We start from the raw sequence: 25,061 nt of genomic DNA, 5'->3' as shown, positions 1-25,061 counted from the left end.
ATCGAGGATTACCTGGGATCAAAATCGATGGTTATACACAGGGGTTGGCAAAGGTAAAAGTTGTTATTTGGATAACTAAAGGAAGATAACGGGATATCATTTTAGTTATCCACAGATGTTTTGGCTAAAAAAGCAGCGAACAGTACGAGAGGAAAAGAGAAGGTGAGGTGAACATCGGCCAATACTGCGCACAATACTGGCCGAGAAGGGGGATCAGAAACGGTCGATATGAGTTTCTAGCCAGGCCTGTGCAGCATCTTCTGGTACGTCATGGCTAAGGACATCAATCGTCACGCACTCCGCGAGCGGCGTTGCACCTATGTCTTCCAATAGGGCGTAGGCATGTTGGCCTGCAGCGCAAAAGGTATCGTAGCTCGAATCACCAATCGCGATCACCGCATAGTTGACGTTCGCCATATTTGGCGGCGTGTTTTGCAGCGCGGCAATAAAGGGCTGAATGTTGTCTGGGTATTCGCCCGCACCGTGGGTTGAAGTGATGATGAGCCAAGTGCCTTGTGCCTCTATCTCATTCAGAACCGGTTGGTTGTGGATTGTGGTTTCAAAGCCTTGTTCAATCAGCAGATCACTGAGGTGATCGCCCACGTATTCGGCTCCGCCTAAGGTACTGCCTGTTATTATGTGGATCATGGGTTTTCCTTACGCCAATAAAAAGCGCGACCGTGTGCCGCGCATTGTGAGTTATTTACCGATACAGAATGAAGAGAAAATTCTGCCTAGTAGGTCATCAGAGCTGAATTCGCCAGTGATCTCATTGAGATGCTGCTGAGCGATACGCAGCTCTTCTGCGAGGATTTCTCCGGCCATGTAGCCTTCAAGTTGCTGCTGACCGATATCGAGGTGCTCAGCCGCTTTGGCGAGTGCATCGAGATGGCGGCGGCGGGCCATAAAGCCACCTTCACTGCTGCCGGAGAAGCCCATACAGGCTTTCAGGTGAGTGCGCAGTGCATCGACGCCAGCGCCCGTTTTTGCGGACAAGCGGATCAGCGTCGGTGTGTTCACATGGCAGATCCCAAGTTCCTCGCCTGTTTGATCGGCTTTATTGCGGATCACGGTCATGCCGATGCTGTCGGGCAGGCGATCGACAAAATCCGGCCAAATCTCTTTGGGATCGGTGGCGTCGGTGGTGGTGCCATCGACCATAAATAGCACGCGATCCGCTTGGGCAATTTCATCCCAAGCGCGCTCGATACCGATTTTTTCCACTTCATCCGACGCATCACGCAGCCCAGCGGTATCAATAATGTGCAAAGGCATGCCGTCAATGTGGATGTGCTCGCGCAGCACGTCACGCGTTGTGCCTGCAATGTCGGTCACAATCGCAGATTCCTTGCCTGATAGCGCATTGAGTAGGCTGGATTTACCGGCGTTAGGTCGACCAGCGATCACCACTTTCATCCCTTCACGCATGATGGCGCCTTGGTTGGCCTCTTTGCGCACAGCTTCTAGGTTGTCGATGATGGTTTGTAGATCGGCGGCGACTTTACCATCGGCGAGAAAATCGATCTCTTCCTCGGGGAAATCAATCGCGGCTTCAACGTAGATACGCAGATGAATCAGTGACTCGACCAGGGTATTAATTCGGCCCGAGAACGCGCCCTGAAGCGATTGGAGCGCCGATTTAGCCGCTTCTTCTGAGCTCGCATCAATCAAATCGGCGATCGCTTCGGCTTGCGCCAAATCGAGCTTGTCATTTAAAAACGCGCGCTCGGAAAATTCCCCTGGGCGTGCGATGCGAATCCCCGGAATATCGACGATGCGTTTTATCAGCATGTCCATCACAACAGGGCCGCCATGCCCTTGCAGTTCAAGGACATCTTCGCCCGTGAACGAGTGGGGATTGGGGAAATAGAGTGCAATGCCTTGGTCTAGTTGGCTGCCATCTTGGGCCATAAACGGCAAATATTCGGCGTAGCGAGGACGCAGTGATTTGCCGGTCACCGCGATAGCCACTTGCTCGGCAAGCGGGCCTGACACGCGAATGATGCCGACACCGCCTCGGCCTGGGGCGGTGGCTTGGGCTACGATGGTCTCTGTGGTCATAAGATTATCTCTATGGTCAATAAACAGCGAATTAGGCGCTGAATCTGTATGGCGCAATGGTCGTCAGCAAATTGTAAACAGCGCAAAACAAAAAGGCGACCTTTTGGCCGCCTTTTGATGATGCTTAGCTGTTACTTCGAATGTAAGCCTTTTTTCTCCAGCGCCTTGTAAATGAGCGTTTGCTGGATAAGTGTTACCACGTTCGAAACCAACCAGTAAAGTACTAGGCCAGACGGGAAGAACAGGAAGAAGAAGGTAAACATCACCGGCATAAAGGTCATGATCTTCTGCTGCATTGGGTCTGTCACTGTGGTTGGGCTCATCTTCTGGATGAGGAACATCGACGCACCCATCAGTAGCGGCAAGATGTAGTATGGGTCCATCGCTGCCAAGTCTTTCAGCCATAAGAATTCTTCATGGCGAAGTTCAACAGATTCCATTAATGCCCAATAAAGTGCGATGAAAATAGGCATCTGAAGGATAAGCGGTAAACAGCCACCCAGTGGGTTCACTTTCTCTTTCTTATACAGCTCCATCATCTCTTGGCTCATGCGCTGGCGATCATCACCAATACGCTCACGCATCGCTTGCAGCTTAGGTTGGAGCATGCGCATTTTCGCCATTGAGGTGTATTGGGCTTTGGTCAGTGGGTACATGGCACCACGGACAATGAACGTGAGGATCATGATAGAGACACCCCAGTTCACCGCAAAGCTCTGAATGAAAGAGAGCAAAGAGTGCAGTGGCTTAGCGATGAACCATAGCCAACCGTAATCGACCACCAAGTCTAGGTTAGGTGCCGTTTCTGCCATTGCGTCTTGCAGTTTTGGACCCACCCATAGTGTCGCTTCAAAGAGTGCTTGTTCGTTGTTAGCGATAGTTTTCAGTGGTGTATTGACACCAATAAAACCGAGCTGAGTTGATGGGTTTTGCTTGGTGTACAGTTTAGTATTGACTTCGTTGCGTGGAACCCAAGCAACAGCAAAATAGTGCTGAATCATCGCAGCCCAGCCTTCACCATTGTTTAAGTTCAACGCAAGATCGCGTTTTTGCATGTCATCGAAACTGTACTTCTCGTATTTTTTATCTTGAGTAGAGTACGCGCCACCTGCATAGGTTGGCATGGTTAGACTGCCGCCGCTGTCAGATAAAGTTTGACTCAATTGAGCATACATACCTAAAGCCGCATTTTGACCCGATTGGTTGTTTACTTCAAACTCGACGTCAACCGCATAGCTACCACGTTTGAGTACGAATGTTTTGGTGTAGGTAATGCCATTTTCAATGTAGGTGAGTGGAACCCGGATTTCATCGTCACCACTGGCTAATGAATAGTTAGAAGCGTCGGAGCTATATGTGGCGCGACCGGTGGGTTTATCTATCCCTTGTGGTCCATACAAACCACTTTGAGCAATAAACTGTTGACGTCCCTCTTGCTTCAAAAGCACAAACGACTCTTCAGATTCCAGTTCCGCTTGGTACTGATTTAGGTGGGCACTAACAACGTCACCTCCTGCAGTATCTATCGCTAACGTGAGTACGTCGGTAGTAATAGTGACGGTGCTAGCCGAAGTTTGTTGGGATTGCGCGGGATCAAGCTCATCTGCAAAAGATGGTGCAGGTAAAGTACTGCTTGATTGTGCCTGCTCAACCGGCTGCGGTGCTGGGTTCTTTGCGACTTGCCATTGTTGGAACAAGAGGAAAGAAACCAGTGCTAGCGCGATTAACAGGATATTACGTTGAGAATCCATCGTTATTTATCTCTGTCTTGTGTTTGGGCTGGTGGAACGGGGTCATAGCCACCTTCATTCAAAGGGTGGCATTTTAATAGACGTTTGCTTGATAACCAACACCCTTTTACAAAACCGTGAGCTTTCAACGCTTCAATGGCATAGGTAGAACAGGTTGGAGTAAAACGACAGCGCGGCCCAATAAGAGGACTAATCAGGCCTTGATAGAGACGGACCAGCCCGATGGCTAGCCACGTGAAGGGCGAGACAGACGCTGCCATAATTTATCAAACAGGGCGAAAATTTCATCATTGCTGAGATCTTGCGCGCTTTTCTTGGCAATAACAACAAAATCTTTATTAGGAAGTTGGTGTTGTTTGTTACGAAAACTTTCGCGAGCAAGGCGTTTAAAGCGATTGCGGCCAACGGCAGTTTTGATTTGCTTTTTAGGTACCGCAAGTCCCAGTCTTGGATGGGAAAGGGTATTGTTACGGGCAATGATGGTGAAATGAGGTGAGCCAGCTCGGTGAGCTTGCTGGAAGACATTTTGATAATGCTCGGGAGTTAACAAACGTAACTCCCGATTGAACGCGTACGTATTCAAAATAAAAAATTATTTTGACAGGCGCGCACGGCCTTTAGCACGACGTGCATTAATTACTTTACGACCGTTCTTAGTTGCCATGCGAGCACGGAAGCCGTGAGTACGCTTGCGCTTTAGAACTGTAGGTTGAAAAGTGCGTTTCATGATAATTACCTTTACTGATCAGTAGTTTTAGGTCGATGTTAACCCGGCGTGGGTCAAAGTGTCTTCTTTATTAAGATAAGGAGGACAAACCGACGCCTCTCAACAAAGAGGCGGAATTGTAATCACTGTCACATTAAGAGTCAATGATGAAATTCCGCGCCGGGGGATTATACGTAGTGTGAGCAAAATCTCAAGGATCAAAGGATCCTTATCGGCGATCCTTGTCGCTGTTTACCGGTGATCCCTTTCAGCGATAGTTACTCAGCGCCTACCTGTCTTAAGAACTTCTTCAGCCTTGGATCTTGTGGGTGATTGAAGAGTTCATCTGGCGATCCCTGCTCAACAATATGGCCTTCAGCCATAAAGATCACGCGATCCGCCACTTCTTTTGCAAACTGCATTTCATGAGTGACCACCAGCATGGTTTGGTGCTTGGTGGCGAGATCTTTCATCAGTTGTAATACCTCACCCACCCATTCAGGGTCGAGGGCTGAGGTGGGTTCATCAAACAGCAGCAGTTCCGGTTGCAGCGCCATCGCTCGACCAATGCCGACCCGTTGCTGCTGACCACCAGAGAGGGCCGCTGGGTAGCTGTCGCCTTTGTCACTAAGGCCAATATCGTCGAGGATTTGCTGCGCGCGAGCCAGCGCTTGCTCTTTTTTCCAGCCACGTACGGTAATCAGCCCTTCGGCAATGTTTTGTCTGGCGGTCATATGTGCAAACAGCGCGTAGTTTTGAAACACAAAGCCGGTTTTGCGCCTTAGGGCTAACACGTCCGATTTGGTGTGTTTGGCACTGTCGACCGTAACATCATCAATAGTGATGGTGCCTTGATCGGCATTCTCAAGGAAATTCACACAGCGCAGCAGCGTCGATTTGCCGGTACCACTTGAGCCGATGATTACGATGATTTCGCCCTGTTTGATGCTGAGATCAATCCCTTTGAGTACTTCGCTGTCACCAAAGCGCTTATGAATATTGGTCAGTGTAATCATCGTACGTACGCCTTATTGAGTTTCGCTTCTGCCCAAATCTGCACGCGGGTCAAAATGACCACCACGCCCCAGTAAATCAGCGCAACCGCCAAAAACGCTTCGAAAAAACGAAAACTGGATGACGCTTCCATCTGCGCTTTGGCCATGATCTCGGCCACGCCAAGGGTAAAAGCAAGCGAGGTCGATTTGATCATGTCGATAAAGTAGTTCATCAGCGATGGCAGCGCTACGCGCGTTGCTTGCGGCAAAATAATGCGGCGCATGGCTTGAGGTGTCGTCATACCCACCGACAAGCTCGCCTCCATTTGGCTGCGATCGATGCCGATGATGGCGGCGCGAATGCTCTCTGCCATATAGGCGGCAAAGTGGAGCGTTAAGCCAATCACTGCGGCGCTAAAGGCATCGAGTCCCACCAATAAAGGAAAAATTTGTGGCAGGCCATAATAAAGAAGAAACAGCTGCACCAACAGCGGCGTACCACGGAAGAAGCTGATATAGAGCTGACTCAACTGATCGAGCACTGGGACGCGAAATACGCGAATATTGGCCAATATCACGGCTAAAATTAGTGAAAACACCAAACCCCAAGTGGCCATTTCCATGGTGGTGCCAAGGTACTTGAGCAGTATTGGCATCAGGTTGAGCATGTAATTAAAGTCGAATCCCATTACGTATCCCAATGACTAAGGCGAGAAAAACAAAACCCACTGCAAGCAAGAGAGCAGTGGGTTTTTTCGTCAATCCGAAACGGATTTATGGAGGCGGAGCCGATTACTGAGTAATGTCAGCGCCAAACCACTTTTGAGAAATTTGCTCTAGTGTACCGTCAGCACGCATTTCTGCCAGTGCTTTGTTCACTTCTGCTTGCAGTTTTTGGCCGTTCTCATTGTTCACAAATGGCCATGCGTTTTGAATGGTTTCAAACGGCTGACCGGCTAATTGTAGCGGTAGGCCCGTTTTTTTGATCAGCTCAAGTGCAGAGAGACGGTCCATAACAAACGCATCCGCGCGGCCTAGTGCCACATCGTGTTCGATACCTGTGTCGTAGGTTTTGATGTTGATTTTGCCGTCTTTGTCGTAGCTGCGTAGCAGTTGCTCAAAGTTTGAACCTAGGTTCACCGCAACGGTTTTACCTGCGAGATCTTCCACGCCTTGGATGTCGTCGTTACCTTTACGCACGGTGATTTGCGCACCATCTACGACGTATGGGTCAGCAAACAGGTATTTCGCTTGGCGCGCTTCTGTCATGGTGATCTGGTTTGAGATGGTGTCGATGCGGCCCGTCTCTAACAGACCAAACAGACCTGAGAAGTTGGCGGTCACGTATTCCACTTGATAGTCGTTACGTTTGCCAATCTCATCCCATAGATCCACTTCAAAGCCTTGCAGCTTGTCTTGCTCAACGAAGGTGAACGGGAAGTAACGGCCAGACATACCCACTTTGACCTCAGTCGCAGCTTGAACGGTGGCAGCAGAAAGTGCGATAACGGCAACAGCCGCTTTAATCCAGTTTTTCATTTTACAACTCCTAAAATTTATAGGGAGAAATACTACTGTCATCCTTGTCATTTAGATAAATAACAAGTTGCCATAATCTAGATGGATGCGGAATAAGATTATAGCTGTGGATAATCATTGACGCTCTATTGATGGGGTTGGGGCGACTTCTGGCGCCGAGATCCGCAAAATATGATCGCTGTGAAACTATTCATTCACAGAGTTATCACCAGATCGACGATCCTGCGATCATTGCGCCATTGTGGATCAATGTGTGGGTAAAAATGGGGCAGGGTGTGATGATCTCACCAATAATGGCAGAAATATTGTGAATAACTTCGATCTTATTCACTGGATCCTCGATCAATCGCTGGCGATCTCGGTTATCAACAGGTAAAATTGCCAGTCTTTTCCGATCATAGAATTACGAGTGAGGGCATCGTGTCATCTTCGCTTTGGTTGCAATGTTTGCAACAGCTTCAAGAAGAGCTTCCAGCAACTGAATTCAGCATGTGGGTCCGTCCTTTACAAGCTGAGCTCAACGACAATACTCTCACTTTATTTGCGCCCAACCGTTTTGTCCTTGATTGGGTTCGCGATAAATACCTCAACAGCATCACCCGTCTTTTGCAGGAATATTGTGGCAACGATATTCCTCATTTACGTTTTGAGGTGGGCAGTCGCCCTGTGCAAGCGCAGGCACCTGCACCCAAACGCACCCCGGCCGATGTGGCGGCGGAATCGTCAGCCCCGGCACAATTGCAGGCGCGTAAGCCTGTGCATAAAACCTGGGATGATGACCCGCAAGCGATGGCAGACATCAACCACCGCTCCAATGTGAACCCCAAGCATAAGTTCAACAACTTTGTTGAAGGTAAATCGAACCAATTGGGCTTGGCGGCGGCACGTCAGGTGTCGGACAACCCAGGCGCGGCGTACAACCCGCTCTTTCTGTACGGCGGTACCGGTTTGGGTAAAACCCACTTGCTGCACGCCGTGGGCAATGCGATTGTCGACAACAAACCCAACGCGAAAGTGGTTTACATGCACTCAGAGCGTTTTGTGCAAGATATGGTGAAAGCGCTGCAAAACAACGCGATTGAAGAGTTCAAACGTTACTACCGCAGTGTGGATGCCCTCTTGATCGATGACATTCAGTTTTTTGCCAACAAAGAGCGTTCACAAGAAGAGTTCTTCCATACCTTCAACGCCTTGCTTGAGGGCAATCAGCAGATCATCTTGACCTCGGATCGCTACCCGAAAGAGATCAACGGCGTAGAAGATCGCCTGAAATCCCGCTTCGGTTGGGGATTGACGGTCGCCATTGAGCCACCTGAGCTTGAAACGCGCGTCGCCATCTTGATGAAAAAAGCGGAAGATCACCAAATCCATCTGGCCGATGAAGTGGCGTTCTTTATTGCTAAGCGCCTGCGCTCCAACGTTCGTGAGCTTGAAGGGGCGCTCAATCGGGTGATTGCGAACGCCAACTTTACGGGTCGTCCTATTACGATCGATTTTGTGCGTGAAGCTCTGCGTGATCTGCTTGCCTTACAAGAAAAGCTGGTCACCATCGACAATATTCAAAAAACGGTCGCGGAATACTACAAAATCAAAGTGGCGGATCTGCTCTCGAAGCGCCGCTCTCGTTCGGTTGCGCGACCTCGTCAATTGGCGATGGCGCTGGCTAAAGAGCTGACCAACCACAGCTTGCCAGAGATTGGCGATGCCTTTGGTGGTCGCGATCATACGACCGTACTTCATGCGTGTCGTAAGATTGAACAACTGCGTGAAGAGAGTCACGATATTAAAGAGGATTACTCCAACTTAATCCGTACTCTTTCTTCGTAAATCGCGCTATTCTAACGGTTTATATTCATGGCCAAGGTAGGGCTCAATCCCTTATCGTGGCCATGTTTGTTCTCTTCGCCAACAACAAGATTTCTTTAAGAGCGTGCTATGAAATTTTCCATTCAACGTAGTCATCTGCTGAAACCACTGCAGCAAGTCTCAGGGGCGTTAGGTGGCCGTGCCACTCTACCTATCCTTGGTAACTTATTGATCAAAGTAGTGGACAACCAACTGACGTTGACGGCGACGGATTTAGAAGTCGAGCTGGTCAGCCGTGTGCAGCTTGAAGGTGAATTTGAAGCGGGCAGCGTGACTGTCCCGTCGCGTAAGTTTCTTGATATTTGCCGTGGACTGCCTGATGACGCGGTGATCACATTTGTTTTAGAGGGCGATCGCGTGCAACTGCGCTCTGGTCGTAGTCGTTTCTCTCTCTCTACACTGCCAGCCAGCGATTTTCCAAACATTGAAGATTGGCAGAGTGAAGTCGAACTCTCCCTGACGCAAAGTGAACTGCGTGGACTAGTAGAAAAAACGCAGTTTTCGATGGCGAACCAAGACGTGCGTTACTACCTCAATGGCATGTTGTTTGAGATTGAAGACACCACGCTGCGCAGCGTGGCCACCGATGGTCACCGTATGGCGGTCGCGCAAACTCCGCTGGTCGGTGAGTTTGCCAAAAAGCAGATCATCGTGCCGCGTAAAGGGGTGCTGGAATTAGTCAAGTTGCTGGATGCGCCAGAGCAACCTGTGGTGTTGCAAATTGGTAGCTCAAACCTGCGCGCTGAGGTCAACAATTACGTCTTTACCTCTAAGCTGGTGGACGGTCGTTTCCCTGACTACCGCCGCGTGATGCCACAAAGCACCACCAAAACATTGGAAGCGGGCTGCGATGAGCTGCGCCAAGCGTTCTCGCGTGCGGCGATCCTCTCGAATGAGAAGTTTCGTGGCGTGCGCGTTAACCTCGATGGCAGCGAAATGCGCATTACCGCCAACAACCCAGAGCAAGAAGAAGCGGAAGAGATGCTCGATGTTCACTTTGACGGCGAGCCGATTGAGATTGGCTTTAACGTCAGCTATGTGCTGGATGTGCTTAATACGCTGCGCTGCGAGACCGTGAGAGTCTCAATGTCTGATGCCAACGCCAGTGCGTTAATTGAGAACAGCGTCGATGACAGTGCCATGTACGTGGTGATGCCGATCCGACTCTAGCATGCCGCTCTCTCGTCTTGTTATTAAGCAATTTCGCAATATCAAAGCCTGTGATATCTCGTTATCATCAGGCTTTAACTTTCTTATTGGCCCGAACGGCAGCGGGAAAACCAGTGTTCTGGAAGCCATTTATTTACTGGGCCACGGTCGGTCGTTCAAAAGCAGTTTGACCGGGCGAGTGATTCAAAATGACCATGATGAGCTGTTTGTTCACGGTCGTTTTTTGAACTCGGATCAATTTGAGCTACCCATTGGCATTAATAAGCAGCGTGATGGCTCAACAGAGGTTAAAATAGGCGGTCAATCTGGGCAAAAGTTAGCCCAGTTGGCGCAAGTGTTACCACTGCAACTGATTCATCCTGAAGGGTTTGATCTGTTGACCGATGGGCCGAAACATCGCCGTGCATTTATTGATTGGGGCGTATTTCATACCGAATCGGCCTTTTATGATGCATGGGGGCGTTTTAAGCGCCTAAACAAACAGCGCAACGCACTGCTGAAAACGGCGCGTAGCTATCGAGAGCTCAGTTATTGGGATCAAGAGATGGCGACACTGGCGGAAAACATCAGTCGTTGGCGTGGTGAGTACGTTGAGCAATTGACGCACAAAGCCGAAGAGATATGCCGGGCATTTTTGCCTGAGTTTGATATCTCGCTCAAGTATTATCGTGGTTGGGACAAAGAGACGCCATACCAAGCGATTCTCGAGAGCCACTTTGAGCGCGACCAGGCGCTGGGTTACACCTTCAGTGGCCCAAACAAGGCGGATTTACGCATTAAGGTAAATGGTACGCCAGTGGAAGATGTCCTGTCTCGGGGTCAGTTAAAGTTGATGGTGTGCGCGCTACGCGTAGCACAAGGCCAACATCTGACTGAGATGACGGGCAAGCAATGCATCTACTTGATAGATGACTTTGCCTCTGAATTAGACAGTCAACGTCGCAAGCGTCTTGCCGATTGCTTGAAACAGACGGGGGCTCAAGTTTTTGTCAGCTCTATTACTGAAAGCCAAATCAGCGACATGCGTGATGAAAATGGCAGGATGTTCCATGTGGAACATGGCACAATAGAGCAAAATATATAGCGGAAGATAACTCATGGCTGAAAATTACGATTCATCGAGTATTAAAGTACTAAAGGGTCTGGATGCGGTTCGTAAGCGTCCGGGTATGTACATCGGCGACACGGATGATGGCACCGGTCTGCACCACATGGTCTTTGAGGTGGTAGATAACTCAATTGATGAAGCGTTGGCGGGTCACTGTAAAGACATCGTGGTGACCATTCATGAGGATAACTCTGTCTCTGTCAACGATGATGGCCGTGGTATCCCAACAGAGCTTCACCCGGAAGAGAAAGTCTCGGCGGCAGAAGTGATCATGACCGTGCTTCACGCAGGCGGTAAATTTGATGACAACTCGTACAAAGTATCGGGTGGTCTGCACGGTGTGGGCGTGTCGGTGGTGAACGCGTTGTCTAAGAAAGTGACGCTGACAATCCATCGCGGTGGAAAAATTCACACTCAAACTTATCACCATGGTGAACCTCAAGCGCCACTGGCTGTGATTGGTGAGACAGAAAAAACGGGCACAGAAATTCGTTTTTGGCCGAGTGAAGAGACGTTCTCTAACACTGAGTTCCATTACGACATTCTTGCAAAGCGTTTGCGTGAGCTCTCTTTCCTAAACTCTGGTGTTTCGATCAAGTTACGTGATGAGCGTGAAGAAGACAAACAAGATCACTTCATGTACGAAGGGGGTATTCAAGCCTTTGTCGATCACTTGAACACCAACAAAACTCCAATTATTGAGAAAGTATTCCATTTCAACTCAGAACGTGAAGATGGCATCGCAGTCGAAGTGGCGATGCAGTGGAATGATGGTTACCAAGAGAATATCTTCTGTTTCACCAACAATATTCCACAACGTGATGGTGGTACTCACCTTGCCGGTTTCCGTGCGGCATTGACGCGTACCTTGAACTCGTTCATGGACAAAGAAGGCTTCTCGAAGAAAGCGAAAACCGCAACGTCTGGTGATGATGCGCGTGAAGGTCTCACCGCGGTTATCTCGGTGAAAGTACCTGATCCCAAGTTCTCAAGCCAAACCAAAGACAAGCTGGTTTCTTCTGAAGTGAAATCTGCGGTTGAGTCTGCCATGGGCGAGAAACTGTCAGAGTTCCTTGTTGAGCATCCAACAGAAGCAAAAATCGTTTGTACCAAGATCATTGATGCAGCACGTGCTCGTGATGCGGCGCGTAAAGCACGTGAGATGACTCGCCGTAAAGGCGCCCTAGACCTTGCTGGTCTGCCAGGTAAATTGGCGGACTGTCAGGAAAAAGATCCAGCACTGTCTGAACTCTACATAGTGGAGGGTGACTCGGCAGGCGGATCCGCAAAACAAGGCCGTAACCGTAAGAACCAAGCGATTCTTCCTCTGAAAGGTAAAATCCTGAACGTAGAGAAAGCGCGTTTCGACAAGATGCTCTCTTCTCAAGAGGTGGCGACGCTGATTACGGCGCTTGGCTGTGGTATTGGTCGTGACGAATACAACCCAGACAAACTGCGTTACCACAACATCATCATCATGACCGATGCGGACGTCGATGGTTCGCACATCCGTACGCTACTGTTGACCTTCTTCTACCGTCAAATGCCTGAGCTGATTGAGCGTGGTTACGTCTACATTGCTCAGCCACCGCTGTACAAAGTGAAGAAGGGTAAGCAAGAGCAGTACATCAAAGATGAAGAAGCGATGAACCAGTACCAAGTCTCTTTGGCCTTGGACAACGCAGCGCTGCACGTCAACGCGGACGCGCCAGCGTTGGCGGGTGAATCTCTAGAGAAGCTGGTTCAGCAATACAATGCTGGCATCAAGCTGGTGGATCGTATGAGCCGCCGTTACCCGCACGCCTTGATTCATGAGTTGATTTACGTGCCACGTTTGACCGCAGAGCAGTGTCATGACGCTGCTGTGGTAGAGGCTTGGACCAAGACTTTGGTTGAGCAGTTGAACGCTAAAGAAGTAGGCGCAAGTCAGTACCAATATGAAGTAGAGCAGCATGCTGAGCTCGGCTTGAACTTGCCGAAAATCATCGTGCGCACACATGGCGTAAGACACGAATACGCACTGAGCATCGATTTGATCAACTCGAAAGAGTTTGCCAAGTTGGGCGAGCTTTCTGAAGCGCTGAATGGCCTTATTGAAGAGGGCGCGTACATCAAACGTGGTGAACGCACTCAGCCTGTGAGCAGCTTTGTCGAAGCGCTAGAGTGGCTGATCAAAGAGTCTCGCCGCGGATTGAGCACACAGCGATACAAAGGTCTGGGTGAGATGAACCCGGATCAGCTTTGGGAAACCACCATGGACCCAGAAACGCGTCGCATGATGCAAGTGACCATCGAAGATGCCGTTGGAGCCGATCAGCTCTTCACGACATTGATGGGTGATCAGGTTGAGCCTCGTCGTCACTTTATCGAAGAGAACGCGTTGAAAGTAGCGAACTTGGATGTGTAAAGTTCCTAGTTTCTAGAAGCGAGTTTCTAGAATTATAAAAAGCGCAGATCGAACGATCTGCGCTTTTTTATTGGTTTCTATTTTCCATTTCAATCCAATACATTGTCCCACTCTAGGAACTAGGAACTAGGAACTAGAAACTTTTTTACTCTCTCCTCTTGAAACCATTTTGGCCGATCCCTATATCTATTGTTGAAGAGGGAAGCTGTCTTGCTCCGATGAGAAGAAACAGACCTTCTGGACTCGCTGAAGAGGTATCGCTCCTATGAGGATGGCCTTAACAGCACACGTTAACACTGAGTTTGTTTCTATGTCCTACGTGCTGGCCCTATAGGGGCAGCCAGAGGAATAGTGAACGAATCCCTTAGTCGCTAGGGGGCGAGTTAATCATCGTCCCTACACAGTCACGACTAAGACTATTGCTTAATCAAGAGGATAGTATGATGAGAACTGTAGATTTCACTCCTTTATACCGCAACGCGATTGGTTTTGACCGTCTTCTTAATATGATGGAAGCCAACAGCACGAAAAACAGCTCCGGCGGTTACCCTCCGTATAACATCGAACAGAAAGATGAAAACCACTACCGTATCACCATGGCAGTGGCAGGCTTTGCTGAAGAGCAGCTTGAACTGACGCAAAAAGAGAACACCTTAATTGTTAAAGGTGAGCGTAAAGAGGAAGAGGGTAAGAACTATATTTACCAAGGCATTGCTGAGCGTGACTTTGAGCGCAAGTTCCAGTTGGCCGACTATGTGAAAGTCACCGGCGCGAGTATGGAAAATGGCTTGCTGCACGTTGATCTCGAGCGTGAAATCCCTGAAGCGATGCAACCGCGTAAAATTGCCATCAACTCAAGCCAGTTGCTGGAAAACAAATAAGCGAGCCTGTGCGCCGCTATGCTGCGGATATAAAATGCGGGTATAAATAGTGAAAGAGCGCCAATCGGCGCTCTTTTTTATGCTTGGTAATGTTAGGGCAATTAGCCCTGCTGGTAGGCTTTTTGCACTTCTTCCGCGATGATTTGGATGCCTTGTTGCATCATCTCGTCGTCTTGTACATAGTTCATTCGCAGGCACTGGTGCGCATGATCCCACTCATCTTCTTGGCCGATAAAGAAGTACTCACCAGGAACAATCAACACCCCGCGTGCTTTCAAACGTTGGTAGAGTTCCATGGTGGTGATAGGCAGTGCATCAAACCAGAGCCAGAGGAAAATCGCCCCTTCTGGCTTGTGAATACGAAAGCGCGGATCGGTAATCGCCTCTTGCAGCAGTTCGACCGCACGCTGAGATTTCTGCTGATAAAACGGCTTGATGACCTCTTCACTCAAGCGCAGAAGATCGCCTTTTTCAATCATATGATGTGCCAGCGCCGGCCCCACACTGCCTGGCGCTAGGCTAATAATACCATTCATGTTGGTGAGCGCTTGTGTGATGGCTTCATTGGCAATCACAATCCCACAGCGCACGCCAGGCAAGCCTAACTTGGACAAACTCATGCAGAGAATGGTGTTCTCATTCCAAAAGGGCGTCACCTCCTCAAAAATGATGTTGGGGAAGGGCACGCCGTAGGCGTTGTCGATGATCAGCGGAATGTGGTTGTCGCGCGCGAGTTTATCGAGCTTGATGATCTCCTCATCGGTCAGCACATTACCCGTCGGGTTGGTCGGGCGAGACGCGCAGATCGCCGCAATCGAGTCATCGATCTTTAGTTGCTCAAAATCGACGTGGTATTTGAACATGCGATTGTCGAGTTGCTCAATTTCCGGGTGGTAAGAGACAAAAATATCCTCATCAATGCCCGCATCCCCATAGCCAATGTACTCAGGCGCTAACGGCAGCAGAATCTTTTTGTGTGAGCCATCGGGCTGCGTGCCTGCCAGCAAATTAAACAGGTAAAAAAAGCCGCTTTGACTGCCATTGGTTAAGCTGATGTTTTTCTCACTGACCTCCCAGCCATAGGTCTCTTTCAGCAGGGCAGCGAGTGCTTTGACGAAGGCATCTTTGCCTTGTGGGCCATCATAATTGGCGAGCGCTTGAATCCACTCGCCGCTGGTCAGCATCTCTTGGCTGGCTTGGTGAAAGTAATCAATCATGGCGGGAATGGCCGCAGGGTTACCGCCACCGAGCATGATGGCGCCGGGTGTGCGTAGACCATCATTGAGGTCGTCCATTAATTGGGTAATGCCGGAATATTGATTGAATTTTTCACCAAACTTTGAGAACTGCATGACTCACTAACCTTGATTTGATTATTGCTTTACTGAATGGGTGTGCTGATCAGTGCGTGGCTGACCAATAGAGTAATCCTTGAACATACAGCAATGGCAATGTGAGGCAAAGCACTATTTTAGTGCGCAGAACTGGTCTGTTTTGTTGGCATAAAAAAGCCCAACTCATTGAGTTGGGCTTGGTGTCATCTATCCGTACGCGCGATTATTTCTGCAGAAGAGAAATGTCGGCAATCTGCAAGAACAAGTTACGTAGGTTGTTCAGCAGTGTTAGACGGTTCTTCTTCAGTGCTTCGTCATCAGCCATAACCATGACGTTATCGAAGAAGGCATCCACAGGCTCACGTAGACCTGCTAGCTTGCTGAGTGCTTCTTGGTAGTTGCCCGTTGCGAACGCAGGCTCGAGCGCTTCTGTCATCACTTCAACGCTTTCCGCCAGTGCTTTCTCTGCGTCTTCTTGTAGAAGAGCGAGATCGATTTCTGCGGCCAGCTCACCATCGAACTTCGCTAAGATGTTACCGACACGTTTGTTCGCTGCGGCGAGTGCTTCCGCGGCTTCTAACTCACGGAAGTGAGAGACCGCTTTAACGCGCTGGTCGAAGTCTGCTGGTTTGGTTGGACGGTTCGCCAGTACCGCTTGGATGATGTCCACGCTGAAGCCTTGGTCTTTGTACCATGCATTGAAACGGCCGAGCATGAATTCGATAACGTCGTTTGCAACGTTCGCGTTGGTGAGCTTGTCGCCAAACAGAGACTGCGCTTTCGCGATAAGGTCTGTTAGGTCTAGGTTGTAGCCGTTTTCGACAATGATACGTAGTACACCTAGAGATGCGCGGCGCAGTGCGAATGGGTCAGAGCCTTTAGGTGCTTGGCCAATACCGAAGATACCTACAATGGTATCGAGCTTGTCAGCCATAGCGACAGCAGATGAGATTCCTGTGCTTGGTAGGGCGTCACCGGCGAAACGCGGCATGTACTGCTCGTAAAGCGCTAGAGCCACTTGCTCGTCTTCACCATCGTGGGTTGCGTAGTGCATGCCCATCACACCTTGAGTATCGGTAAATTCGAATACCATAGAGGTCATTAGGTCACACTTAGCAAGAAGACCTGCACGCTTCGATTTTTCAACGTCAGCATCGATCTGCTCAGCGATGTAGCCAGCAAGCTCAGTGATGCGATCAGTTTTGTCTTTGATAGTACCAAGCTGCTTTTGGAAGATCGCTTGCTCTAGCTCAGGGAGACGGTCGATAAGCGGGCGCTTACGGTCAGTGTTAAAGAAGAACTCGGCATCCGCCAGACGTGGACGCACCACCTTCTCGTTACCTTCGATGACGTAGCGAGGCTCTTTCGATTCGATGTTCGATACGAAGATGAAGTTAGGCAGTAGCTTCTTGTTCTCGTCATAGACAGGGAAGTACTTCTGGTCACCTTTCATGGTGTAAACCAGCGCTTCAGAAGGCACTTTTAGGAACTCTTCTTCAAACTTCGCGGTTAGAACCACTGGCCATTCAACCAGAGACGTGACTTCTTCAACGAGATCATCTTCTAGGTCAGCAACACCACCAAGCGCTGCTGCTGCTTTTTGCGAGTCAGCAAGGATGATCGCTTTACGCGCCTCAAAGTCGGCCATGACTTTACCGCGCTCTTCTAGGATAGCAGGGTATTGCTCGGCAGAATCGATAGTGAACTCTTGTTCACCCATGAAGCGGTGACCACGGAGTGTGCGGCTGGATGCGACACCTAGGATCTCACCTTCAATCAGCTCAGAGCCCATTAGCATGGTCAGTGTTTTAACTGGGCGGATAAACTGAGTCGTCTTGTCACCCCAACGCATTGGCTTAGCGATTGGTAGGTTACCCAGTGCTTTAGCGGCTAGGTCGACTACGATGTCAGACGTTGCTTGGCCTTTCACTTCTTGTTTGAACAGTAGCCATTCGCCTTTGTCTGTCACTAGACGGTCAGCTTGTTCAACCGTGATGCCGTTACCACGTGCCCAGCCTTGAGCCGCTTTAGTTGCGTTACCGTCAGCATCGAATGCGACAGAAACCGCAGGACCGCGCTTCTCAACCACTTTGTCCGCTTGGCCTTCCGCTAGCGCTGAAACCTTAAGCGCTAGACGACGAGGCGCGGCGTACCATTTCACACCTTCGTGTGCTAGGTCTGCGCCTTTTAGCTCAGCTTCGAAGTTTGCTGCGAACGCTTCCGCTAGAGTGCGAAGTTGCGTTGGTGGTAGCTCTTCAGTACCCAGTTCAATTAGAAATTCTTTCGCCATGATTACTTCTCCTCGCTCTTTGCATCTTGGGTACGGCACATTGGGAAGCCTAGTGCTTCACGTGATGCGTAGTAGGCTTCTGCAACAGATTTAGTCAGGTTGCGGATACGAAGGATGTAACGTTGGCGCTCGGTGACCGAGATGGCTTTACGTGCGTCTAACAGGTTGAAAGCGTGCGCCGCTTTCAAGATGCGCTCGTAAGCGGGTAGAGGTAGAGGTTTCTCTAGCTCAAGGAGTTCTTTCGACTCTTTTTCACACTGGTCGAAGAAACTAAATAGGAAATCGACGTCAGCGTGCTCAAAGTTGTACGTTGACTGCTCCACTTCGTTTTGGTGGAAGATATCACCGTATGTCACGTTCGAGCCGTCTGGTGCGACGTTCCATACTAGGTCGTAAACGGAGTCAACTTCTTGGATGTACATAGCAAGACGCTCGATACCGTAAGTGATCTCACCAGTCACCGGTTTACACTCTAAGCCACCGACTTGTTGGAAGTAGGTAAACTGCGTCACTTCCATACCGTTTAGCCAAACTTCCCAGCCTAGACCCCAAGCGCCTAGCGTTGGGTTCTCCCAGTTATCTTCAACGAAACGGATGTCGTGGACTAGCGGGTCGATACCCAACACTTCCAGTGAGCCTAGGTACAACTCTTGAATGTTGTCTGGCGATGGCTTAAGTGCCACTTGGAACTGGTAGTAGTGCTGAAGACGGTTAGGGTTTTCACCGTAACGGCCATCGGTAGGACGACGAGAAGGCTGAACGTAAGCGGTTGACATTGGCTCTGGGCCAAGGGCGCGCAAACATGTCATTGGGTGAGAGGTACCTGCACCTACTTCCATGTCGAGTGGTTGAACAATGGTACAGCCTTGTTGGGCCCAATAATCCTGCAGCGCGAGGATCATACCTTGAAAGGTTTTGATGTCGTATTTTTGCATAGTATTCGCGCGATTCTCTGAGAAAGTTCTGTCTAAATGAAGAAAAAATAACAATCAAGTATACCGAGATATTCGATGTCCGAGTAGAGCAAATCGGGAGAAATTCTCGCTGAAAAATCTCCTTTAATGGAATTTTATCGACTTAATGACCAAATTTTTCTTAAAGTCGCATTTCTATGAGAAATCTCGCCGAACGCCCCTTTGGGTATATGCGCACGTTTGCGACTTGAGATTTTTCAGTGAGATGGATAGAATTGCCGCCATCTTTGGGGAGTAGCTGACCAAATAGAGGGCTTCTGTTTGGTTCGACCGTCAACATAATCGGTGCAAAATCACCGTGGCGCTCGAGATTCATCGCCCGATGAATTAAGCAAGACCTTAGATAAACATCGTGAACCGGGGTGGGGCGCGAGGTTTGTCTATGGTAAAAAATAATAATCCTGCCCCAATGAGCATGTCGTGAGCGTTTTAGCCATTTCTATTACTACTGTTGCCCTTGCTGAGATTGGCGACAAAACCCAATTATTGTCTTTATTGTTGGCCAGTCGGTATCGCAAACCCATCCCGATTATAGCGGCGATCTTTTTTGCCACCATCGCCAATCATGCCCTTGCGGCGTGGCTCGGTGTGGTTGTTGCGGATTACCTCTCGCCAGAGGTACTCAAGTGGGTCGTTGTTGCCAGCTTTTTGGCGATGGCTGGCTGGGTGCTGATCCCCGATAAACTCGATGATGAAGAATCCATTTCCAATCGCGGCCCTTTTGTCGCGAGCTTTGTTGCGTTTTTTATTGCTGAGATTGGCGATAAAACCCAAATTGCGACCTCGATTCTTGGCGCCCAGTTTGCTGACGCGCTGACTTGGGTCATTTTAGGCACCACCATTGGTATGTTGGCGGCGAACGTGCCGGTTGTTGCGATTGGTAAGCTTTCTGCGCACAAGATGCCGCTAGGTTTGATTCGTAAAGTCACCGCACTGCTGTTTGTCGCGCTCGCTTTAGGCGCGGCCTTATGGCCATGATGGCCTCGGCGTCACACAGGCAACATTTGCCCTGAGTCGTGATCCAGGTTTGATTTGCCACTGTGCGTGCGTGTTAACGTAGTGTTGTCGATGATAGCGAGAGGGCAAATGCATGCTGACACGTTACATGGGTATCACTCCGAAAAGTCAAAGTTATCTGTTCACTTTTGGTTTGGCGCTTTGCTTATTGGCACTACCACTGACCGATATGTGGCTGCCTATTGTTGCCGGCTCGTTTATATTAACCGGTCTCACGGTGGAGGCCTGGATTCGAGTCGCGCACATCATCCCAATGCATGAAGAGATGCGGGCGATGCAAAAGCAGTTGCAAAAACTGCAAGCAGAAGTGCGCAGCTTGGAGTACGACGAATAGCGACCCGAAGTCGAGAGAATCAAATCAACAACGGCAGCCAGATGGGCTGCCGTTTTTGTTTGCGAGATCGTTGTTGTTGGCGAGATCTTAGGCGACCCCTTTCTTAATCAAGTATTGATATGGCACAGCGTCGGTCTGCGCAGCCAGCAACTGGTGATCCATAAAACGACAAAAACTCGGGATGTCGCGGGTGGTCGAGGGGTCATCCGCTGTGACCAGTAATACATCGCCATCGTCCATGTTTCGAATTGTCTTCCTGACCATCATAACGGGCTCCGGACAGCGAAGTCCTTCTGCCTCTAAGGTGTGGGTTGCCTGGGTGGTATCGATAGTCATCGGGCGCTCTTTGTCAGGTCAATTAGGCGCTTGATAATACTGGCGGTGAAAAAAACTTCAATAAGCACTTGGCAAATGGATCATTTTGTTTTAACTTAGTTAACAACTTGGTAACATTTAAAGCTCAAGGCAGGGATACGCTGACTTGAGTTGACACCAGCAAGGAGCGCTTATGTTGACCGCATTGGATCGATTGACCATTTACTCGGTGCTTTGCTTGATCTCATTTTGCGCGCTTGTGTTACGCGCCCCGGCGGACGCTTCCTTCATGCCTTTGCTCGGTATGGTGGCCTGCGTGACAGGGATATGGTTAGAGATGCACCGATTTTCAAAAGCCTCTGACGAACATAGAGGTTAACGCTTCCCTTCCTAGTGGCGTTGACCTAACCCCATCTCCAAATACATTCCGACACTATCCCCCAGTTTTCTTGGGCTTCCCCGCTGAAAGGCGGGATTTTTTTTTCTTAGCGGTTACACTAACAATACCTTATCTCCAGAGTGGTCATTGTGGAACTAGAAGATGTGTATCGCCGCGACCTCAATTTATTGGTTGCACTGCGAGTCTTGATTGAAGAGTGCAGCGTGAGCAAAGCGGCGCAGCGGCTCAATTTGAGTCAATCGGCCATGAGCCGTGTGTTGGGGCGATTGCGTGATTTACTGGGCGATCCCTTGTTTACCCGTCAAGGTCAGCAGCTTATCCCGACAGAAAAAGCGTTGGAGATAGATCGCGCGCTCGGCGAGCCGTTGGAATCACTGCGGCAATTGCTTTCGCCGCTCGATTTTGACCCGCAGCGCTGCGATCAAACCTTCACCATTGCCACCACCGACTACGCGATGCAAACCATCTTGCCGTTCGCTCTGCCGAGGATTTATCAAGAAGCGCCTAACGTGTCGTTTCACTTTCAGCCGCTTCAGCATGACCGACTTGCCGATCAACTGATTTATGAAGGTGCAGATTTAGCCATTTGCCGACCGACAGGCCCCGTTGAACCGCTGCGCAGTGAGGTGCTCGGCAGAGTGGGCGTGTTGTGTTTGCTGTCTAAACAGCACCCATTGGCTGAGAAGACGATGCGGCTCGACGACTACCTGCACTACCCCAATGCGATGATTGCCATCAGTGATGGTGTGAACGCCTTGATAGAGCAAGCGCTGGTGGATCTGCCCAAACGAAAAATGGTGCTGCGCGCGTATCATTTAGAAGCTGCGCTAGCGATAGTGGATACCATGCCGCTGATCATTACTGTCCCGGCGGATTTGGCGTATCTGGTCGCGGAGCGTTATGACTTGGTGATCAAACCTTTGCCGTTTCACTTCACGTCGTTTGACTACTCGATGATTTGGCATGCGCGTTGTGAGCATTCGCCGGCGCAAGAGTGGCTAAGAGCGATTGTCAAAGAAGAGTGCGGACGACTCATCGCCAAGCGCATAGAAGATATGGGATTAGATTAATGCCATGCACCCTCTCGAGTGCATGGCAGAGGTCTCGTCAAATGTGCGCAATTACAGCTTGATGACTACACGACCCGTGACTTGGCCGTTGGTGATCTGCTCGGCAAATTGCGGCGCTTGCTCAAGGGTAATTTCGTTACACGCTTGCGCGAAGTAGCTTTCAGGTAGCAGCTTGGTGAGGCTTTCCCACGCCTGAATACGCTTGTCGGTTGGGCAAGAGACTGAGTCAACGCCTTGCAGACGCACATTACGTAAGATAAACGGCATCACGGTCGTAGGCAGATCAAAACCACCCGCAAGGCCACAGGCGGCCACGGTGGCGTTGTAATCCATCTGCGCGAGCACTTTTGCCAGTACCTTGCTACCCACAGTATCAACCGCGCCGGCCCAAATTTGTTTTTCAAGTGGGCGCGCAGGCTCTTCAAATTCTGCGCGATCGATGATGCGTTTCGCACCGAGCTTTTCAAGAAGTGGGCCATTTTGTTCAACACGCCCTGTGACCGCAGCGACGCTGTAGCCGAGCTCAGCCAGCAGCGTCACCGCCACTGAGCCCACACCGCCGCTGGCACCAGTGACAAGAATCTCACCTTGTTCCGGTTTGATGCCCGCATCAAGCAGCGCTTGGACACACAGCATCGCGGTAAAGCCTGCGGTGCCGACCATCATCGCCTTCTTGCTATCTAGCCCTTGTGGCAGTGGAACCAACCAATCGGCTTTTAGGCGCGCACGTTGCGCCATGCCGCCCCAATGGTTTTCACCCACGCCCCAGCCGGTTAACACCACCTGGTCGCCCGCTTGGTAACGAGCGTCGTCAGAGCGCACCACGGTGCCCGCTAAATCAATGCCGGGAACCATAGGGAACTGACGGATGATTTTACCTTTACCCGTGATCGCCAAACCGTCTTTGTAGTTCAATGATGAGTAATCGACCTCCACCAACACCTCGCCTTCGGGCAGTTGGTTTTCGTCAATTTGCTCAATCGATGCGATGGTGCGTTTTTCTTCTTGGTTTAGGATCAGTGCGTTAAACATAAAACTCTCCACAGTGGTGCAGCAATAGTAAGAACTGTGTTGAGTGTAGACGCAAAACCACTATGACTAAAATGAAACTTTAGCATTATGTTCATGCGCATCACGCATTACTCTATGGGTAAGGAGAGTAGCAAGCGGGTGAGAGGGCTGAGGGGCGATGCGGATGGAAGAAAAAAACCAGTAAGAACAAAGCCAGTCCGAAGACTGGCTCACTATTCATTCCCAACGATTTTGATGATCGAGAGATCAGGACAAGAAGAACTGATAGGACGGGTTGTCCGTTTCGTCTTTGTACTGATAGCCGAGCTCGCGTAGGTGCGCGCCAAAGCGGGAGAGATCGTCTTCGCTTAACTCAAAGCCACACAGCACGCGACCGTAATCGGCGCCATGATTGCGATAGTTAAACAAGCTGATGTTCCAGTGCGTACCGAGCGTGGACAAAAACTTCAGTAGCGCCCCTGGGTATTCCGGAAACTCAAAACTGTAGAGGCGCTCCTTGAGCGGTTTCGACGGCTTTCCGCCAATCATGTAGCGCACATGCAGTTTGGCCATCTCGTCGTCGGAGAGATCCACCACCGGATAGCCCCCTTCGCGCAGATCGGCAATGATGTGGTCGAGTTCCTCTTGGCCGCCTTGCAGACGCACACCAACAAAAATATTGGCCAAGGTGTCGTCGTTGTAGCGGTAGTTAAACTCGGTCACGGCACGACCGCCGATCAGGTTGCAAAACTCAAAAAACGCGCCTTGTCGCTCCGGTATGGTTACCGCGAGCAAGCCTTCTCGTTTTTCGCCCAGCTCACAGCGCTCAGAGACGTAACGCAAACCGTGGAAGTTGGTGTTGGCGCCAGAGAGCACAGTGCCGAGGTTTTGGTCGCGCAGCTGATGCTTTTCCGCGTACTTTTTCAGACCGGCCAACGCCAGTGCCCCAGAAGGCTCTGCAATGGCGCGCGTGTCTTCAAAAATGTCTTTGACTGCGGCGCAGATCTCATCACTGGATACGCTGATGTGACCATCAATGTACTTTTGGCACAGACGGAAGGTCTCATCACCAATGCGTTTGACCGCGACGCCATCGGCAAACATGCTGACTTGGTCAAGCACCACAGGCTCGCCGGCGTCTAACGCGGCTTTTAAGCAGGCCGAATCTTCCGGCTCCACCGCGATCACTTTGACTTCCGGCATCAACTGCTTCACCAATACCGCCACACCGGCTGCTAAACCGCCACCGCCGACAGGAACGAAGATGTAGTTGAGGTGGCCATTTTGCTGCAACATCTCCATCCCGATCGTCCCTTGCCCTGCGATCACCAATGGGTGATCAAAAGGCGGCACAAAGGTATAGCCATGTTCGGCGGCCAGTAACTCCGCTTGGGCTTTCGCTTCATCGAAATTACTCCCGTGCAGCACCACTTCGCCGCCAAAACCGCGCACGGCCTCGACTTTGATGTCCGGTGTGGTTTTGGGCATCACTATGATGGTTTTAATGCCTAGTTTGGTGCCCGAAAGCGCCATCCCTTGGGCATGGTTGCCCGCCGAGGCGGCAATCACACCGGCGGATTTTTGCGCCTGCGTCAGGCTAGAGACCATAGTATAAGCGCCGCGAAGCTTGAACGAGTGGACCGGCTGGCGATCCTCTCGTTTGAGCTGCACATGGTTATGGATGCGCGCGGATAGGCGCGGCATCGCTTGCAGCGGCGTTACTGTGGCCACTTCATACACTGGGGCTCGCAGGATCTGGCGCAGATAATCGGCGCCAGAGGGCTGAGGCTTTTTGGTCGTTTTTTTCTCGCTAGTGGCCGTGTCAGTCATGG

The 25,061-nt window shown here is 50.3% G+C and carries 24 protein-coding genes; 9 read left to right on the top strand and 15 right to left on the bottom strand.

Annotated elements, in window-relative coordinates; all coding sequences use genetic code 11:
* Positions 1 to 213: 213 nt before the first annotated feature.
* From mioC to AC6R03_RS18035, 9 genes are all read right to left on the bottom strand, one after another.
* Complete coding sequence (gene mioC / locus AC6R03_RS18075) at positions 214 to 648, bottom strand: FMN-binding protein MioC (RefSeq protein ID WP_500630502.1); 435 nt, start codon at positions 646 to 648, stop codon at positions 214 to 216.
* A gap of 51 nt (positions 649 to 699) precedes the next feature.
* Complete coding sequence (mnmE, locus tag AC6R03_RS18070) at positions 700 to 2,061, bottom strand: tRNA uridine-5-carboxymethylaminomethyl(34) synthesis GTPase MnmE (protein ID WP_334555531.1); 1,362 nt, start codon at positions 2,059 to 2,061, stop codon at positions 700 to 702.
* Between the two features lie 131 nt (positions 2,062 to 2,192).
* Positions 2,193 to 3,812: a membrane protein insertase YidC gene (yidC, locus tag AC6R03_RS18065; protein WP_500630503.1), complete on the bottom strand. Its 1,620-nt coding sequence runs from the start codon at positions 3,810 to 3,812 to the stop codon at positions 2,193 to 2,195.
* 2 nt (positions 3,813 to 3,814) lie between these two features.
* Positions 3,815 to 4,072, bottom strand: coding sequence for a membrane protein insertion efficiency factor YidD (gene yidD / locus AC6R03_RS18060; protein WP_334555529.1), 258 nt, complete (start codon positions 4,070 to 4,072; stop codon positions 3,815 to 3,817).
* Entirely contained in the window at positions 4,039 to 4,362 is a 324-nt protein-coding gene (gene rnpA, locus AC6R03_RS18055) for a ribonuclease P protein component (protein ID WP_334555528.1), read from the bottom strand. The genes yidD and rnpA overlap by 34 nt, the downstream gene beginning before the upstream one ends.
* 42 nt (positions 4,363 to 4,404) lie before the next feature.
* Positions 4,405 to 4,539, bottom strand: a complete 135-nt coding sequence (rpmH, locus tag AC6R03_RS18050) for a 50S ribosomal protein L34 (RefSeq protein WP_005378825.1) — start codon at positions 4,537 to 4,539, stop codon at positions 4,405 to 4,407.
* 257 nt (positions 4,540 to 4,796) lie between these two features.
* The gene (locus tag AC6R03_RS18045; protein WP_487902959.1) at positions 4,797 to 5,534 is read right to left on the bottom strand and encodes an amino acid ABC transporter ATP-binding protein; all 738 of its coding nucleotides are present in this window, start codon (positions 5,532 to 5,534) and stop codon (positions 4,797 to 4,799) included.
* A complete protein-coding gene (locus AC6R03_RS18040; RefSeq protein WP_334555526.1) occupies positions 5,531 to 6,202 on the bottom strand; it encodes an amino acid ABC transporter permease in 672 nt (223 codons plus the stop codon). The genes AC6R03_RS18045 and AC6R03_RS18040 overlap by 4 nt, the downstream gene beginning before the upstream one ends.
* A gap of 103 nt (positions 6,203 to 6,305) precedes the next feature.
* Positions 6,306 to 7,052: an amino acid ABC transporter substrate-binding protein gene (locus AC6R03_RS18035; RefSeq protein ID WP_334555525.1), complete on the bottom strand. Its 747-nt coding sequence runs from the start codon at positions 7,050 to 7,052 to the stop codon at positions 6,306 to 6,308.
* A 420-nt stretch (positions 7,053 to 7,472) separates the two neighbouring features.
* Between AC6R03_RS18035 and dnaA the strand changes: the two genes are divergently transcribed.
* From dnaA to AC6R03_RS18010, 5 genes are all read left to right on the top strand, one after another.
* Positions 7,473 to 8,879: a chromosomal replication initiator protein DnaA gene (gene dnaA / locus AC6R03_RS18030; protein ID WP_500626274.1), complete on the top strand. Its 1,407-nt coding sequence runs from the start codon at positions 7,473 to 7,475 to the stop codon at positions 8,877 to 8,879.
* Positions 8,880 to 8,987: 108 nt separating this feature from the next.
* Entirely contained in the window at positions 8,988 to 10,088 is a 1,101-nt protein-coding gene (dnaN, locus tag AC6R03_RS18025; protein WP_500626275.1) for a DNA polymerase III subunit beta, read from the top strand.
* Between the two features lies 1 nt (position 10,089).
* Complete coding sequence (recF, locus tag AC6R03_RS18020) at positions 10,090 to 11,172, top strand: DNA replication/repair protein RecF (protein ID WP_334555522.1); 1,083 nt, start codon at positions 10,090 to 10,092, stop codon at positions 11,170 to 11,172.
* A gap of 13 nt (positions 11,173 to 11,185) precedes the next feature.
* Positions 11,186 to 13,603, top strand: coding sequence for a DNA topoisomerase (ATP-hydrolyzing) subunit B (gyrB, locus tag AC6R03_RS18015; protein WP_500630504.1), 2,418 nt, complete (start codon positions 11,186 to 11,188; stop codon positions 13,601 to 13,603).
* 443 nt (positions 13,604 to 14,046) lie between these two features.
* Entirely contained in the window at positions 14,047 to 14,484 is a 438-nt protein-coding gene (locus AC6R03_RS18010; RefSeq protein WP_487902974.1) for an Hsp20 family protein, read from the top strand.
* Positions 14,485 to 14,585: 101 nt separating this feature from the next.
* Here the strand turns inward: AC6R03_RS18010 and AC6R03_RS18005 are convergent, their stop codons facing one another.
* From AC6R03_RS18005 to glyQ, 3 genes are all read right to left on the bottom strand, one after another.
* Entirely contained in the window at positions 14,586 to 15,836 is a 1,251-nt protein-coding gene (locus AC6R03_RS18005) for a valine--pyruvate transaminase (protein WP_500628985.1), read from the bottom strand.
* Between the two features lie 205 nt (positions 15,837 to 16,041).
* Complete coding sequence (gene glyS / locus AC6R03_RS18000; RefSeq protein WP_500630505.1) at positions 16,042 to 18,108, bottom strand: glycine--tRNA ligase subunit beta; 2,067 nt, start codon at positions 18,106 to 18,108, stop codon at positions 16,042 to 16,044.
* Between the two features lie 2 nt (positions 18,109 to 18,110).
* Positions 18,111 to 19,043, bottom strand: a complete 933-nt coding sequence (glyQ, locus tag AC6R03_RS17995) for a glycine--tRNA ligase subunit alpha (protein WP_334555518.1) — start codon at positions 19,041 to 19,043, stop codon at positions 18,111 to 18,113.
* Positions 19,044 to 19,502: 459 nt separating this feature from the next.
* Between glyQ and AC6R03_RS17990 the strand changes: the two genes are divergently transcribed.
* Positions 19,503 to 20,060: a TMEM165/GDT1 family protein gene (locus AC6R03_RS17990; RefSeq protein WP_500630506.1), complete on the top strand. Its 558-nt coding sequence runs from the start codon at positions 19,503 to 19,505 to the stop codon at positions 20,058 to 20,060.
* A 112-nt stretch (positions 20,061 to 20,172) separates the two neighbouring features.
* The gene (locus AC6R03_RS17985; protein WP_334555516.1) at positions 20,173 to 20,433 is read left to right on the top strand and encodes a hypothetical protein; all 261 of its coding nucleotides are present in this window, start codon (positions 20,173 to 20,175) and stop codon (positions 20,431 to 20,433) included.
* Positions 20,434 to 20,520: 87 nt separating this feature from the next.
* Here the strand turns inward: AC6R03_RS17985 and tusA are convergent, their stop codons facing one another.
* Positions 20,521 to 20,769: a sulfurtransferase TusA gene (gene tusA, locus AC6R03_RS17980; protein ID WP_334555515.1), complete on the bottom strand. Its 249-nt coding sequence runs from the start codon at positions 20,767 to 20,769 to the stop codon at positions 20,521 to 20,523.
* A gap of 172 nt (positions 20,770 to 20,941) precedes the next feature.
* Between tusA and AC6R03_RS17975 the strand changes: the two genes are divergently transcribed.
* Together AC6R03_RS17975 and AC6R03_RS17970 are read left to right on the top strand one after the other, a co-directional pair.
* Complete coding sequence (locus AC6R03_RS17975) at positions 20,942 to 21,127, top strand: hypothetical protein (RefSeq protein ID WP_334555514.1); 186 nt, start codon at positions 20,942 to 20,944, stop codon at positions 21,125 to 21,127.
* A 149-nt stretch (positions 21,128 to 21,276) separates the two neighbouring features.
* Entirely contained in the window at positions 21,277 to 22,218 is a 942-nt protein-coding gene (locus tag AC6R03_RS17970) for a LysR family transcriptional regulator (RefSeq protein WP_500628983.1), read from the top strand.
* 51 nt (positions 22,219 to 22,269) lie between these two features.
* On the opposite strand, the gene acuI is transcribed toward AC6R03_RS17970, so the two are convergent.
* Both acuI and ilvA read right to left on the bottom strand, forming a co-directional pair.
* Positions 22,270 to 23,250: an acrylyl-CoA reductase (NADPH) gene (gene acuI, locus AC6R03_RS17965; RefSeq protein WP_500630507.1), complete on the bottom strand. Its 981-nt coding sequence runs from the start codon at positions 23,248 to 23,250 to the stop codon at positions 22,270 to 22,272.
* 246 nt (positions 23,251 to 23,496) lie between these two features.
* Positions 23,497 to 25,059, bottom strand: coding sequence for a threonine ammonia-lyase, biosynthetic (gene ilvA / locus AC6R03_RS17960; protein WP_487902968.1), 1,563 nt, complete (start codon positions 25,057 to 25,059; stop codon positions 23,497 to 23,499).
* Positions 25,060 to 25,061: the final 2 nt, after the last annotated feature.

Source organism: Vibrio sp. R10-SG-ISO4 (assembly GCF_059834135.1).
This window is presented reverse-complemented; position numbering and strand designations above follow the sequence as displayed.